Source organism: Streptomyces sp. NPDC088817, assembly GCF_044750345.1.
Taxonomy (GTDB): Bacteria; Actinomycetota; Actinomycetes; order Streptomycetales; family Streptomycetaceae; genus Streptomyces.
Genome location: NZ_JBIVJN010000039.1, coordinates 1 through 14,148, shown reverse-complemented (window position 1 = coordinate 14,148; position 14,148 = coordinate 1). Strand labels below are relative to the sequence as shown.

At 71.3% G+C, this 14,148-nt stretch carries 11 protein-coding genes and 2 pseudogenes; 5 read left to right on the top strand and 8 right to left on the bottom strand.

The annotated features are described in order from the left end of the window. Window positions 1-303 precede the first annotated feature (303 nt). The 3 genes from ACIP4X_RS35600 to thyX all read right to left on the bottom strand — a co-directional run bounded on the left by ACIP4X_RS35600 (window position 304) and on the right by thyX (window position 4,001). Entirely contained in the window at window positions 304-1,989 is a 1,686-nt protein-coding gene (locus ACIP4X_RS35600) for a ribonuclease J (protein WP_401352503.1), read from the bottom strand. 156 nt (window positions 1,990-2,145) lie between these two features. Then, a complete protein-coding gene (gene dapA / locus ACIP4X_RS35595; RefSeq protein ID WP_401352500.1) occupies window positions 2,146-3,045 on the bottom strand; it encodes a 4-hydroxy-tetrahydrodipicolinate synthase in 900 nt (299 codons plus the stop codon). A gap of 215 nt (window positions 3,046-3,260) precedes the next feature. After that, on the bottom strand, window positions 3,261-4,001 hold the full coding sequence (gene thyX, locus ACIP4X_RS35590; RefSeq protein WP_358737633.1) for an FAD-dependent thymidylate synthase: 741 nt from the start codon (window positions 3,999-4,001) through the stop codon (window positions 3,261-3,263). 204 nt (window positions 4,002-4,205) lie between these two features. Between thyX and ACIP4X_RS35585 the strand changes: the two genes are divergently transcribed. Both ACIP4X_RS35585 and ACIP4X_RS35580 read left to right on the top strand, forming a co-directional pair. Beyond that, entirely contained in the window at window positions 4,206-4,445 is a 240-nt protein-coding gene (locus tag ACIP4X_RS35585) for a hypothetical protein (protein ID WP_100571778.1), read from the top strand. Between the two features lie 135 nt (window positions 4,446-4,580). After that, window positions 4,581-5,135 (top strand): hypothetical protein, encoded by a 555-nt coding sequence (locus tag ACIP4X_RS35580; RefSeq protein WP_358737635.1) that lies wholly within the window; start codon window positions 4,581-4,583, stop codon window positions 5,133-5,135. Window positions 5,136-5,215: 80 nt separating this feature from the next. On the opposite strand, the gene ACIP4X_RS35575 is transcribed toward ACIP4X_RS35580, so the two are convergent. From ACIP4X_RS35575 to rpsO, 5 genes are all read right to left on the bottom strand, one after another. Further along, a complete protein-coding gene (locus tag ACIP4X_RS35575) occupies window positions 5,216-5,671 on the bottom strand; it encodes a tetratricopeptide repeat protein (protein ID WP_100571632.1) in 456 nt (151 codons plus the stop codon). Between the two features lie 15 nt (window positions 5,672-5,686). After that, entirely contained in the window at window positions 5,687-6,439 is a 753-nt protein-coding gene (gene dapB, locus ACIP4X_RS35570; RefSeq protein WP_358737639.1) for a 4-hydroxy-tetrahydrodipicolinate reductase, read from the bottom strand. Window positions 6,440-6,475: 36 nt separating this feature from the next. Then, window positions 6,476-7,855, bottom strand: a complete 1,380-nt coding sequence (locus ACIP4X_RS35565; protein ID WP_358737641.1) for a pitrilysin family protein — start codon at window positions 7,853-7,855, stop codon at window positions 6,476-6,478. Next, entirely contained in the window at window positions 7,852-10,071 is a 2,220-nt protein-coding gene (locus ACIP4X_RS35560) for a polyribonucleotide nucleotidyltransferase (RefSeq protein ID WP_358737688.1), read from the bottom strand. Before ACIP4X_RS35560 ends, ACIP4X_RS35565 begins: the two co-directional genes overlap by 4 nt. Window positions 10,072-10,442: 371 nt before the next feature. Further along, entirely contained in the window at window positions 10,443-10,730 is a 288-nt protein-coding gene (gene rpsO, locus ACIP4X_RS35555; RefSeq protein WP_100571636.1) for a 30S ribosomal protein S15, read from the bottom strand. Between the two features lie 281 nt (window positions 10,731-11,011). On the opposite strand from rpsO, the gene ACIP4X_RS35550 reads away from it, so the two are divergent. The 3 genes and pseudogenes from ACIP4X_RS35550 to ACIP4X_RS35540 all read left to right on the top strand — a co-directional run. Then, the gene (locus ACIP4X_RS35550) at window positions 11,012-11,305 is read left to right on the top strand and encodes a DUF397 domain-containing protein (protein WP_100571637.1); all 294 of its coding nucleotides are present in this window, start codon (window positions 11,012-11,014) and stop codon (window positions 11,303-11,305) included. A 451-nt stretch (window positions 11,306-11,756) separates the two neighbouring features. Then, a pseudogene (locus ACIP4X_RS35545) lies at window positions 11,757-11,885 on the top strand (SCO5717 family growth-regulating ATPase); the annotation flags it as partial. 549 nt (window positions 11,886-12,434) lie between these two features. Beyond that, a pseudogene (locus tag ACIP4X_RS35540) lies at window positions 12,435-14,148 on the top strand (hypothetical protein); the annotation flags it as partial.

Here is a 14,148-nt window from a genome sequence, read left to right as displayed (position 1 = left end):
CTCACCCTCTCGGGCTTTCCTCCGGGCGCTTCCCTTCGGTGTTTCCGACTCTATCAGATCTTTTTCCGATCCGATTTCCTCGGTGCTTTCCAGGTATCCGCTCTCGCGTTTCCCTTTCCGGCGGTTCCGACTTTATCAGAGATTCTGAGTCGGTTTTCCGCCGGTTCCGGGTGTGCCCCCCGAAGCGCTTGAAGCCTTCGGGTTCCCGTCCTGGCGGAGCCGTAAACGTACTGGAGCGGGGCGCCCCGATGCAAATCGAGGTGCCCCGCTCCCAGTTCACGTGTCCCGGGGGACGTACGCGGGTCAGACCTCCACGACGACCGGCAGGATCATCGGCCGGCGCCGGTAGGAGTCCGAGACCCACTTGCCGAGGGTGCGGCGGATGAGCTGCTGGAGCTGGTGGGAGTCCGCGATGCCCTCCTGGGCGGACTTCTCCAGCGCCTCCGCGATCTTCGGGATGACCGCCGCGAAGGCGGAGTCCTCGATGCCCGAGCCGCGGGCCTGGACGTGCGGGCCGCCGGTGACCTTGCCCGTGGTGGAGTCGACCACCACGAAGACCGAGATGATGCCCTCGTCGCCGAGGATCTTCCGGTCCTTCAGCGCGGGTTCGCCGACGTCGCCGACCGAGAGGCCGTCCACGTAGACGTAGCCGGCCTGGACCTTGCCGGAGATCCTGGCCTTGCCCTCGACCAGGTCGACCGTCACACCGTCCTCGGCGATGACGATCCGGTCGTGCGGGACTCCGGTGAGGGCGCCCAGTTCGGCGTTGGCTCGCAGATGGCGCCATTCGCCGTGGACCGGCATGAGGTTCCGCGGGCGGCAGATGTTGTAGAAGTACAGCAGCTCGCCGGCCGAGGCGTGGCCCGAGACATGGACCTTGGCGTTGCCCTTGTGCACGACGTTGGCGCCCCAGCGGGTCAGGCCGTTGATGACCCGGTACACCGCGTTCTCGTTGCCCGGGATCAGCGACGACGCCAGGATCACCGTGTCGCCCTCGACGATGCGGATCTGGTGGTCGCGGTTGGCCATGCGGGACAGGGCCGCCATCGGCTCGCCCTGCGAGCCGGTGCAGACGAGCACGACCTCGTGGTCGGGCAGGTCGTCCAGGGTCTTGACGTCGACCACCAGGCCCGGCGGCACCTTCAGGTAGCCCAGGTCCCGGGCGATGCCCATGTTGCGGACCATGGACCGGCCGACGAAGGCGACCCGGCGGCCGTACTCGTGCGCGGCGTCCAGGATCTGCTGGATGCGGTGGACGTGACTGGCGAAGCTCGCCACGATGATCCGCTTGCGGGCGCCGCCGAAGACCTGGCGCAGCACGTTGGAGATGTCCCGCTCGGGCGGGACGAAGCCCGGCACCTCGGCGTTGGTGGAGTCCGCGAGGAGGAGGTCGATGCCTTCCTCGCTCAGCCGCGCGAACGCGTGCAGGTCGGTCAGGCGGTTGTCCAGCGGGAGCTGGTCCATCTTGAAGTCGCCGGTGTGCACGACCATGCCCGCGGGGGTGCGGATGGCGACCGCGAGGGCGTCCGGGATGGAGTGGTTGACCGCGATGAACTCGCAGTCGAAGGGGCCGACGCGCTCGCGCTGTCCTGCCGCCACCTCCAGGGTGTACGGGCGGATGCGGTGTTCCTGGAGCTTGGCCTCGATGAGGGCGAGGGTCAGCTTGGAGCCGATGAGGGGGATGTCCGGCTTCTCGCGCAGGAGGAACGGGACACCACCGATGTGGTCCTCGTGGCCGTGCGTGAGGACGATGCCCTCGATGTCGTCGAGGCGGTCCCGGATGGACGTGAAGTCCGGCAGGATCAGGTCGATTCCGGGCTGCTCCTCCTCGGGGAAGAGCACTCCGCAGTCGACGATCAGCAGGCGGCCGCCGTATTCGAAGACGGTCATGTTCCGGCCGATCTCGCCGAGACCGCCGAGGGGGGTGACCCTCAGACCGCCGTCGGGGAGGCGCGGGGGCGAACCCAGTTCAGGATGCGGATGACTCAAAAGACTCTCCTCAAACACGCGCGCCACGTACCGGTGGGCACGTGGCGCGCGTGACGTTCGTGCAGAAGCAGTTGTCATGGTGGGTCGCGGGCACCGGTGGCCCGCTTATTCAGTTGTCAGGCCTCGGGTGTCACGGGGTGGTGCGAAGTCTCGTTGTCAGAGCTGTACCCCGCCGGCGGCAAGATCGATCTTGAGCTGCTCGGTCTCCTCGGGCGTGAGCTCGACCATCGGGGCCCGCAGCGGACCGCCGGGCAGGCCCTGGAGGGCGAGCGCGGCCTTGGTGGTCATGACGCCCTGGGTGCGGAACATGCCGGTGTACACCGGGAGCAGCTTCTGGTGGATCTCGGTGGCCTTCTGGACGTCGCCCGCGGTGTACGCCTCGACCAGGGCGCGCAGCTCCGGGGTGACGACGTGGCCGACGACGGAGACGAAACCGACCGCGCCCACCGAGAGCAGCGGCAGGTTCAGCATGTCGTCGCCGGAGTACCAGGCGAGACCGGAGCGCGCGATGGCGCAGCTGGCCCGGCCGAGGTCGCCCTTGGCGTCCTTGTTCGCGACGATCCGCGGGTGCTCGGCGAGGCGGACGATCGTCTCGGTGTTGATCGGGACGCCGCTGCGGCCGGGGATGTCGTAGAGCATGACCGGCAGGTCGGTGGCGTCGGCGATGGCCTTGAAGTGCCGGTACAGGCCCTCCTGCGGGGGCTTGTTGTAGTACGGCGTGACGGTCAGCAGGCCGTGCGCGCCGGCCTGCTCGGCGGCGCGGGCCAGTTCGAGGCTGTGCCGGGTGTCGTTGGTGCCGACGCCCGCCACGACGTGGGCACGGTCGCCGACCGCCTCCCGGACCGCGCGCACGAGGTCCGTTTTCTCCGCATCGCTGGTGGTGGGGGACTCGCCGGTGGTGCCGTTGACGATCAGGCCGTCGTTGCCTGCGTCCACCAGGTGGGCGGCGAGCCGCTGCGCGCCGTCGAGGTCGAGTGCGCCGTCCGCCGTGAAGGGCGTGACCATGGCGGTGAGGACCCGCCCGAAGGGGGTCTGCGGAGTCGAGGTCGGAGCCATGGGTAACACGCTACTCGCTGCTCAAGGTGGGGGCTGCCCTCGGGGGGCGGGCCGACGGGTCCCGGCAAAGATGGAACCCGGCACTGCCTGCTCGGGGGTTCAAGCAGTGCCGGGTCCGTTTGATCAGGCTAGATGAACTTCTGCAAGCCCCGCAATCCGGACACTTCGCCCGGCTGAACCGTACATCTGTACCTGCGCGGGTGGACGGCCGCCGGCTACGGCGCGACCCGGCCGTTGGCGTTGAAGGCGGCGTGGGTCAGCGGCATGAGCGCGGCCCACTCGGCCTCCATCTTCTCGCCCACCATCTCGATCTCCCGCTGCGGGAAGGACGGCACCTTGGCCAGCTCGTGCTGGGTGCGCAGACCGAGGAAGTGCATCAGCGAGCGGGCGTTGCAGGTGGCGTACATCGACGAGAACAGGCCGACCGGCAGGACCGAGCGGGCCACCTCGCGGGCGACACCGGCCCCGAGCATCTCCTGGTAGGCCTCGTACGCCTCTTGGTAGGAGTCCGCCATGACCCGGCCGACCAGCTCCTGCTGGGCCTGGGTGCCCTCGACGAACCGGTACTTGCCCGGGCGGCCCTCCTGCACGAGCTTGCGGGACTCGTCGGGGACGTAGAAGACCGGCTCCAGCTCGCGGTAGCGGCCGCTCTCCTCGTTGTACGACCAGCCCACGCGGTGCCGCATGAACTCGCGGAAGACGAAGATCGGGGCGCTGATGAAGAAGGTCATCGAGTTGTGCTCGAAGGGGCTGCCGTGCCGGTCCCGCATCAGGAAGTTGATCAGGCCCTTCGAGCGCTCGGGGTCCTTGTCCAGCTCGGCCAGGGACTGCTCGCCGAGAGTGGAGACGCGGGCCGCGAACAGCACGTCTGCGTCCGACGCGGCGTGCTTGACCAGTTCGACGGTGACGTCGCTGCGGAAGCTGGGCTTCGGGTCGTCGGCGGGGGTGGCGGTCACGGCTGGGCGGGTCCCTTCCTTCACGTCTGACGGGCGGCGCCCACTCTACGGCCCGCCTCCGGCATCGGGGCGTTCGATGCCCGGGTGCGACATCTTTGGTGAAGATCTGCGATTTCGGCGGAACCGGGCACCTTTTGGGACACTCGGTCGTCTGTATGGGTGAGACACCCCCGTTCGACCCCCCGGGAAGGAGTCGTACCTCCGATGCTCCGTCGGCGCGAGCCCGTACCGTTCGCCTTCGTCGCCGAAGCCGACCGGTTCCGCAGCAATGTCGCTCCCCCGCCCCGCGAGCGCGCGTCCACCGGCCGAATAGCCGGGCGCTGCCTGCTGGGGCTGACCATCGTCGCCGCGCTCGTGGGCTCCGTGATCCTCGGCACGCCCGCGCTGACCATCAGCCACTCCCCCGCCGAGACCCAGCAGTCCCAGGTCTCTCCCGGTCACTGAGCCGGTGCGGGCGCCGGGCCACCGCCCGGGTGGCCCGGCGGGCACCTCCCCCGGACCCCCACGGGTGGTGGACACGGATCCATGCGGATAGCCTCACCGGGCACAGCCCACGCATGGATTGAGTGAGGACCAGCCGTGCCCCTGTCCTTCCTGACGGCCGACCGCGCCTTCGACGCGGCGGACGACGTAGCGCTTCCGTTCGACGACCGCGAGCGCTGGCGACGCCCCTACCGGCCCGGGCCATGGCGCGTGGGGGTGGCCGCACTCGTGCTGCTGCTCGCCTCCTTCGTGCTGCTCGCGGGGGTGGTCACGGCGCTCACCGCCACGCTGTCCTCCGCCGGTTTCTGCTTCGTCGTCGCCCTGGTGCTGATCGCCTGCGCGCTGCGGATGCTGCGCATGGGCGTCTGGGTCAGCGCGCGCGGGCTGCGGCACGTGAGCTTCCCCGTCACCCGTACGACGCCGTGGGCGCAGGTCGCCGGCGTGCGGACCGTGCAGCAGCCGGTGCGCTGGCTGGGGCTGCCGCGCACGGTGCAGGGCCAGGCGCTGGCGCTCAGCCGCGCGGGCCGTGGGCAGCAGGAGCTGCCGCCGCTGATGACCACGCACAACGCCGACTTCCTGGGGCGCACCGAGGCGTTCGACCGCGCGGCGGACGCGGTGGAGGCGTGGGCGGAGGAGAACCGGAAGGGCTGACCCCGGCCGACGGCATGCCTGAGGGGCCCGGTCCGCGTGTGCGGACCGGGCCCCTCCGCGTTCACGGGGTGCTCCGGGTGTCAGACGGTCTGCACCGGCTTGCCGTCGTGCAGGGCGATCGCCCGCTGCATCGCCTTGCGGGCCCGGGGGGTGTCGCGCGCGTCGTGGTAGGCGACGGCGAGACGGAACCAGGTGCGCCAGTCGTCGGGGGCCGCCTCCGTCTCTGCCCTGCGCTCGGCGAAGACCCGGTCCGCCGAGTCACGGTCGATGCGCCCGCTGGGCGTGCGGCTCAACTCGTCGACGGGCAGGCCCCCTTCGGCGTCGAGCTCGGCGGCGAGCTGGTTGGCCCGGCGGACGAACTGGGTGTTCTTCCACAGGAACCACAGGCCGATCACCGGCAGGATCAGCACGGCGATCCCGAAGGCGACGGTGACGGGTGTGCCGTACTGGATGAGCATGACGCCGCGGCTGCCGACCAGGACGAAGTAGAAGACCAGGACGGCGGCCGTGACGAGATAGGTGATCTTCGCGCGCATGAGGGGCTTCGGGGCTCAGTTCAGGTCGAGGAAGTGCTCCAGGCCGACGGTCAGGCCCGGAGTGGTCACCACGCGGCGCGCGCCGAGCAGGATGCCCGGCATGAAGCTGCTGTGGTGGAGCGAGTCGTGGCGGACGGTGAGCGTCTCCCCCTCGCCGCCCAGCAGGACCTCCTGGTGGGCGAGGAGTCCGCGCAGGCGCACGGAGTGGACCGGCACCCCGTCGACGACGGCGCCGCGCGCTCCGTCCAGGGCGGTGACGGTGGCGTCCGGCGCGGGGGCCGAGCCCGCCTCGGCCCGGGCCTCGGCGATGAGCTGCGCGGTGCGCGTGGCGGTGCCGGACGGGGCGTCGGCCTTGTTCGGGTGGTGCAGCTCGATGACCTCGACCGATTCGAACCAGGGCGCGGCGATCTGCGCGAACTTCATGGTGAGCACGGCGCCGATGGAGAAGTTCGGGGCGATGAGCACACCGGTCTGCGGGGACTGGGCCAGCCAGCCCCGCAGCTGCGCGAGGCGGTCGTCGGTCCAGCCGGTGGTGCCGACGACGGCGTGGATGCCGTGCCGTACGCAGAAGTCGAGGTTGCCCATGACCGACCCGGGGGTGGTCAGTTCGACCGCGACCTGCGCGCCGGTCTCGGCGAGGGTCTCCAGCTTGTCGCCCCGGCCGAGGGCGGCGACCAGTTCCATGTCCTCGGCGGCCTCCACCGCCCGTACCGCCTCGGACCCGATCCGGCCCCTGGCACCGAGGACCGCCACGCGCAGCTTGCTCATCTCTTGCTTCCTTACCACCGGTGGACGGACAGAGGGTTAGGCGACCGCGTCGTGCAGACGCTCGGCCTGCTTGTCCTTGAGCGGGCCGATGACCGACAGCGACGGGCGCTGTCCCAGGATGTCCCGGGCGACCGAGCGGACCTCGTCCGGGGTGACCGCGGCCATCCTGGCGAGCATGTCGTCGACGGAGATCTGCTCGCCCCAGCACAGTTCACTCTTGCCGATACGGTTCATCAGCGCACCCGTGTCCTCCAGGCCGAGGACGGTGGAGCCCTGGAGCTGGCCGATGGCGCGGCCGATCTCGTCGTCGGTGAGTCCGTTCTCGGCGACGTGGTCGAGTTCGTCCCGGCAGATCCTCAGTACGTCGTGCACCTGGCTCGGGCGGCAGCCGGCGTAGACACCGAACAGTCCGCAGTCGGCGAAGCCGGAGGTGTACGAGTACACGCTGTAGGCCAGGCCGCGCTTCTCCCGGACCTCCTGGAAGAGGCGGGAGGACATACCGCCGCCGAGTGCGGTGTTCAGCACGCCCAGGGCCCAGCGCCGGTCGTCGGTGCGGGCCAGGCCCGGCATGCCGAGGACGACGTGCGCCTGCTCCGTCCTGCGGTTCTGCAGCTCGACCCGGCCGGCGGTGCGCAGGGTGCGCCGTCCGTCGCGCGGGGCCAGGGGGACGGCGTGGGCGTCGCCGAGGGCGCCGGCCTTCTCGAAGGCGGCGCGGACCTGGCGTACGACCTTGGCGTGGTCGATGTTGCCGGCGCAGGCGACCACCAGGTGGGTGGGGTCGTAGTGCTTCTTGTAGAAGCGGCGGATGCGGTCGGCGGTGAGGGCGTTGACCGTGTCGACCGTGCCGAGGACGGGACGGCCGAGGGCGTTGTCGCCGAACATGGTGTGCGCGAACAGGTCGTGCACGCAGTCGCCTGGGTCGTCCTCGGTCATGGCGATCTCTTCGAGGATCGCGCCGCGCTCGACGTCGACGTCCTCCTCGAGGATCAGCGAGCCGGTGAGCATGTCGCAGACCACGTCGATGGCGAGGGGCAGGTCGGTGTCGAGCACGCGCGCGTAGTAGCACGTGTACTCCTTGGCTGTGAACGCGTTCATCTCGCCGCCGACTGCGTCGATCGCGGCGGAGATGTCCAGGGCGGACCGGCGGGACGTGCCCTTGAAGAGCAGGTGCTCCAGATAGTGCGTGGCGCCGTTGAGCGCGGGGGTCTCGTCGCGGGAGCCGACGTGCGCCCAGATGCCGAAGGTGGCGGAGCGCACGGAGGGCAGGGTCTCGGTGACGACGCGCAGGCCGCCCGGGAGGGTGGTCCTGCGGACGGTGCCGATGCCGTTCTGGCCCTTGACGAGGGTTTGGGTACGGGCGACGGCCCGCGCCTCCGAGGAGGTGCGGGCCGTCGCCTTGAAGCCTCGGGACGTCACTTGTCGGCGTCGTCCTTCTTGTCGTTGCCGTCTTCCTCGCCCTCGATCACGGGGATCAGGGAGAGCTTCCCGCGGGAGTCGATCTCGGCGATCTCGACCTGGACCTTGTGGCCCACGCCGAGCACGTCCTCGACGTTCTCCACGCGCTTGCCGCCGGCCAGCTTGCGGATCTGCGAGATGTGCAGCAGACCGTCCTTGCCGGGCAGCAGGGAGACGAACGCGCCGAAGGTGGTCGTCTTCACGACCGTGCCCAGGTAGCGCTCGCCGACCTCGGGCATCGTCGGGTTGGCGATGCCGTTGATCGTGGCACGGGCGGCCTCGGCGGACGGGCCGTCGGCGGCACCGATGTAGATCGTGCCGTCGTCCTCGATGGTGATCTCGGCGCCCGTGTCCTCCTGGATCTGGTTGATCATCTTGCCCTTGGGGCCGATGACCTCGCCGATCTTGTCGACCGGGATCTTCACGGTGATGATCCGCGGCGCGTTCGGGGACATCTCGTCCGGCGTGTCGATCGCTTCCATCATCACGTCGAGGATGTGGAGGCGGGCGTCACGGGCCTGCTTGAGGGCGGCGGCCAGGACGGAGGCCGGGATGCCGTCCAGCTTGGTGTCGAGCTGGAGGGCGGTGACGAACTCCTTGGTGCCGGCGACCTTGAAGTCCATGTCGCCGAAGGCGTCCTCCGCACCGAGGATGTCGGTGAGGGTCACGTAGTGCGTCTCGCCGTCGATCTCCTGGGAGATCAGACCCATGGCGATACCGGCGACGGGGGCCTTCAGCGGCACACCGGCGTTCAGCAGCGACATGGTGGAGGCGCAGACCGAGCCCATCGAGGTCGAGCCGTTGGACCCGAGGGCCTCGGAGACCTGACGGATCGCGTACGGGAACTCCTCGCGCGTGGGCAGTACCGGCACGAGCGCGCGCTCGGCGAGGGCGCCGTGGCCGATCTCGCGGCGCTTGGGGGAGCCGACGCGGCCGGTCTCACCGGTGGAGTACGGCGGGAAGTTGTAGTTGTGCATGTAGCGCTTGCGGGTCACCGGGGAGAGGGTGTCCAGCTGCTGCTCCATGCGGAGCATGTTCAGGGTGGTGACGCCCAGGATCTGGGTCTCGCCACGCTCGAACAGCGCGGAGCCGTGCACCCGCGGGATGGCCTCGACCTCGGCGGCCAGCGTGCGGATGTCGGTGACACCGCGGCCGTCGATGCGCTTCTTCTCCTTGATGACGCGCTCACGGACCAGGGTCTTGGTCAGCGAGCGGTACGCGGCGGAGATCTCCTTCTCGCGGCCCTCGAACTCGGGGAGCAGCTTCTCGGCGGCCAGCCCCTTGACGCGGTCCAGCTCCGTCTCGCGCTCCTGCTTGCCGGCGATGGTGAGCGCCTGGGCCAGCTCGGGGCGGACGGCGGCGGTCAGCGCCTCCAGGACGTCGTCCTGGTAGTCGAGGAAGATCGGGAACTCGCCGGTCGGCTTGGCGGCCTTGGCGGCGAGGTCCGACTGGGCGCGGCAGAGCACCTTGATGAAGGGCTTCGCGGCCTCCAGACCGGCGGCGACGACCTCCTCGGTGGGAGCCTCGGAGCCGCCCTCGACCAGCTTGATGGTCTTGTCGGTGGCCTCGGCCTCGACCATCATGATCGCGACGTCGCCGTCCTCCAGGACGCGGCCGGCGACCACCATGTCGAAGACGGCGTCCTCGAGCTCGGTGTGTGTCGGGAACGCGACCCACTGGCCGCGGATCAGCGCGACGCGGACGCCGCCGATCGGGCCGGAGAAGGGCAGGCCGGCCAGCTGCGTCGACGCGGACGCGGCGTTGATCGCCACGACGTCGTACAGGTGGTCGGGGTTGAGCGCCATGACGGTGCAGACGACCTGGATCTCGTTGCGCAGGCCCTTCCTGAAGGACGGGCGCAGCGGGCGGTCGATCAGGCGGCAGGTGAGGATGGCGTCCTCGGACGGACGGCCCTCACGGCGGAAGAAGGAACCGGGGATCTTCCCGGCCGCGTACATGCGCTCCTCGACGTCGACCGTCAGCGGGAAGAAGTCGAGCTGGTCCTTCGGGTTCTTGGACGCGGTGGTGGCCGACAGCACCATGGTGTCGTCGTCCAGGTACGCGACGGCGGAGCCGGCGGCCTGCTTGGCCAGGCGGCCCGTCTCGAAGCGGATGGTACGGGTGCCGAAGGGGCCGTTGTCGATCACGGCTTCGGCGTAGTGGGTCTCGTTCTCCACTAGCGTTTTCTCCTCGTCGTCGTCCTCCCGCCCGTGTGGCGGGTGGACGGTGGCGGAGAGGCGCTCCGTCCGGTGCGGGCCGGTCTTCGATCGAAGCACCCGGGGTTCACTTCTCCCGGGGGCCACTACCGAGGACCGGCGGCGGCGAGGTGCGCTCCTCCTCGTTCGTCTTGGGCGGGACATGCCGTGCCCGCCTGGGGCGGGCCCTGTCACGCCGTGTCACAGGTACTGCTACTGCGTCGTACAGCTACTGCGTCGTGCTACCACACTACAAAGCGGCACCGACACTCCGCACGTTCCCGTGCGTTCCCTTACGTACGGCAAAGGGAGCGGTCCCCTGGTCTCCCGGGAACCGCTCCCTTCACGACGTCCTACTTGGCGCCCGCCGCACCACGGCGGATGCCGAGGCGGTCGACCAGCGCACGGAAGCGCTGGATGTCCTTCTTGGCGAGGTACTGCAGCAGGCGGCGGCGCTGACCGACCAGGATCAGCAGACCACGGCGGGAGTGGTGGTCGTGCTTGTGGGTCTTGAGGTGCTCCGTCAGGTCGGAGATCCGACGGGACAGCAGAGCGACCTGGACCTCGGGGGAGCCGGTGTCACCCTCCTTGGTACCGAACTCGGTGATGATCTGCTTCTTCGTTGCGGCGTCGAGCGACACTCGTACTCCTCATGCTCCGTGAGTGGCCTCCGAGTGCCCCCGGTCTTCGTCTCGGGGGAGCTTCCCTGACTCGGGAGGCGGGGATCCGCTGAGCGCGGCCTCCAGGGCCCGCAGGACTTCCTGCGAGAGCTCCGGGGGTGCGTACACAAACGGCCGTGACACAGCGTACCAGGCCGCGACGGTCCGATTTCCCCCGGTTCTCCGATCCTGCCGCGGGGGGCCGGCGGGCCACTAGGGTGAGCGCGGCACGGTTGGGCTCGTCTGGAAGGGGTCGCTGCGACATGGCGGAGACGGAAGCGGAGATCAAGGCCCGCAAGGAACGCGAGCGCGACGAACTGTACGCGCTCGACATCTCCGGTGTGCGGTGGCACTGCGCGCCGGGCACGGAGGAGCACGAGGAGCGCGTCGAGATCGCCTATCTGCCCGACGGCGCCGTCGCCATGCGGTCCTCCCTCGACCCGGAGACGGTGCTGCGCTACACGGAGGCGGAGTGGCGGGCGTTCGTGCTGGGCGCGCGGGACGGCGAGTTCGACCTGGAGCCCGCTCCTCACAACGGGGGGCTCGCGTCCGAGTGAGGGGCGCGCGCACATGAAAGGGGGCGGCACGTGCGCGTGCCGCCCCCTTTCGTCGGCCTGCGTGACGGGCGGGCGTGGTTGACGGATCGGTCCTTCAAGGCCCTTGCCGGGCGGGCCGGTTCGTGAGCCGTGGTGTCCTGGGGTTCGGGGTTCGTCTTCTGTACGGCTTGGGCACGGATGTGCCCGGTTTACTTGCGGATGCCTTGCTGTGTACGGCGATTCGGGACAGGTTGCCGTCAAGTGGCCGGGCACCGGGGGACGGAGAGGCCTGCCATGGTGAGTCTCCTGGTGATTAGGCTGGGACAGGGGGCGCGATGTCGGAACCCGTGGAACGGACGTCGTCGTCACGGGGGGGAAGTCGGTGGATCGGACGGCCTCGAACGACCAAGGACGACGAGAAATGGTCGCCCCCGCACGGCATTGAGGGCGCTCGACCACACCAGGAGGAACTGTGAGCAGCGATCGGGACGGGATCCGCGGGGGCTGGGCCACGCCCGGCGACGACCAGCCCGACGCGGCGTCCGCCATCGAGACGACGGGCGAGTTCACGATCGACTACGCGCCGCCCGCCTGGTACACGCAGAACGCGTCGGGCGGGTCGGGGCAGTCGGCTGACGCGGCGGGTGGGGCGGCCGGTGCGGCCGGGGGCCCTTCTGCTGGTGCACCGGTTCCGCCGGGGGCACCCGTTCCGCCGGGGACTCCGGCTGCGACGGGCGGTGCCGGGCGGCCGGCCGCTCCGAGCGGTCCGGTGCCTGGGCTGACTCCGCCGCCGCACGCCACGGCGACGCCGGGGGCGCCCTTCTCGCCACCGGCTTCTGCGCCGGGGGCGCCCTTCTCGCCGCCTGCGCCGGGGGCGCCTTTCCCTCCGCCGGCACCCGCGCCGGGGGTGTCCCTCACTCCGCCCGCCCCTGCGCCGGGGGTGCCGTTCACGCCGCCTCCGCCCGCGCCGGGCTCACCTTTCACTCCGCCGAACCCTGCGCCTGGAGCGTCGTTCACTCCGCCTCCGCCCGCGCCGGGCGCGCCTTTCACTCCGCCCGCTCCCGCACCGGGGGCGCCGCTCACGCCGCCGGCTCCCGCACCGGGCGCGCCCTTCACGTCTCCTCCGCCGTCGGCGGGCGGCCCGGTCGCCGTGCCGAAGCTGCCGGTGGGCAGCGGGTTCGAGCCGCAGCAGGCGGCGGATTCGCCGGAGGCGGATCCGGCCGGTGCCGCGTCACCGGCGGCGGTGCCGCACCTTCCGGTGGGCGGGTTCGCCCCGGGCGCGGGTGCCGGAGCCGGTGACCTCGAGAGCGGTGCCACCATGCGGATCTCCACCGTCTCTGTACGGCGGGAGGCGGCGCAGGCGGCCGACGAGCAGGGCGAGGCGCCCGGCGCCGAGGACGGGGAGGACGAGTCGACCGCAGTGGCGGACACGGACTCCGAGGCCGGGACCGGGGCTGGTGCCGCGGCTCACGAGGCGGAGGAGTCCGGGGAGACCGACGTGTCCGGGCTTCGGGACGGCTCCGACGCCGCGGAGGATGTGGCTGAGGACGTCGACTCGGGCGACGCGGACGCGGTCCCTGCGGACGCTGAGGCCGAGGCGTCGGAGTCCGCCGAGCCCGCCGACGCTGAGGCCGAGGGGGACGAAGTCGAGGAGACGACGTCCGCCGAATCCTCGGATGCCGAGGGGACGGAGGAGCACGCGGAGGCAGAGGCGGACAGCCCGGATGCCTCGGTGTCCGACACCGACGTGGCGGACGGCGCGCCCGAGGAATCCACTGCCTCGGTCTCCGAGTCCGTCCCCGCCGAACCCGAGGACGCCGCTCCGGAGGACTCGACGCCCGCCGCCGAACCGCAGAACTCTGCCCCGCAGGACTCGGAGCCGCAGGACGCCGTTCCGCACAAGCGGGAGTCCGAGCCCGAGGACGCCGTTCCGCAGGACTCCGTTGTCCAGGCGGCCCCGGCCTCCCAGGACACGGCGTCCCAGGAGGCCGCCCCCGCGGCGGCCGCCGAGGCTTCGCAGGGCGCGCCCGCCGCCTGGGCGCCGCCGCCGGTCCCGCAGGGTCCGGTGCCGCCCCTGCCGCCGTCGTACCAGCCCGCGTCGGCGGCCCAGTGGTCCGACGAGCCGCAGCCGACGGCTCCGCAGGGTCAGCCGCACGAGTCGGCCCAGCAGCCGGCCTTCCAGCCGCAGGCACCTCAGCCTGCCCCCGCTACCTGGACTCCGCCCGCCGCACCGCCACCGCCGCCCCCGGCATCCGCTCCAGCGGCCCCGCAGCAGGGCTACGGCTTCCCGCACCCCGGCAACCCCGGCCCGCAGCAGCCGACCGCCCCTACGGAACCCCCGTCCAACCCCCCGGTCGGGTACGGCTTCCCCCAGCCCGGCACCCCCGGTGTGCAGCCCGCGAGCCAGCCGCCGACCAGCCCCGCCGCACCTCCCGCCAACCCGCAAGCCGGATACGGCTTCCCCGGCGCCCAGCAGCCGGCACCCGCCCCCGCCGTGCCCCCGGTCGGCCCCCAGGCCGGATACGGCTTCCCGCAGCCCGGCACCCCCGGTGCTCAGCCCTCGGGCCAGCCGCCGGTCGCCCCCACCACTCCCCAAGCCGGATACGGCTTCCCCGGCCCCGGCGCTCCCGGCGCCCAGCAGCCGCCCGCGCAGCAGCCGGCAACCGCCGCCGACCCGGCCCCGGCCGACCCCCAGGCCGGATACGGCTTCCCGCAACCCGGCACCCCCGGTGCGCAGGCCTCACCGACGGTCCGGCCTCCGGCGGACCACAGCACTCCCCAGGCCGGATACGGCCTCCCCGGCACCCAGCAGCCGCCCACGCAGCAGCCCGCACCCGCCGCCACCCCGACCTCGGCCGACCCCC

Coding starts and splice junctions, on each gene's coding strand:
- ACIP4X_RS35585 (WP_100571778.1), top strand. CDS start 4,206: ATGCTCCGTCGGCGCGAGCCCGTACCGTTCGCCTTCGTCGCCGAAGCC.
- ACIP4X_RS35550 (WP_100571637.1), top strand. CDS start 11,012: ATGGCGGAGACGGAAGCGGAGATCAAGGCCCGCAAGGAACGCGAGCGC.
- ACIP4X_RS35575 (WP_100571632.1), bottom strand. CDS start 5,671: ATGCGCGCGAAGATCACCTATCTCGTCACGGCCGCCGTCCTGGTCTTC.
- dapA (WP_401352500.1), bottom strand. CDS start 3,045: ATGGCTCCGACCTCGACTCCGCAGACCCCCTTCGGGCGGGTCCTCACC.
- dapB (WP_358737639.1), bottom strand. CDS start 6,439: ATGAGCAAGCTGCGCGTGGCGGTCCTCGGTGCCAGGGGCCGGATCGGG.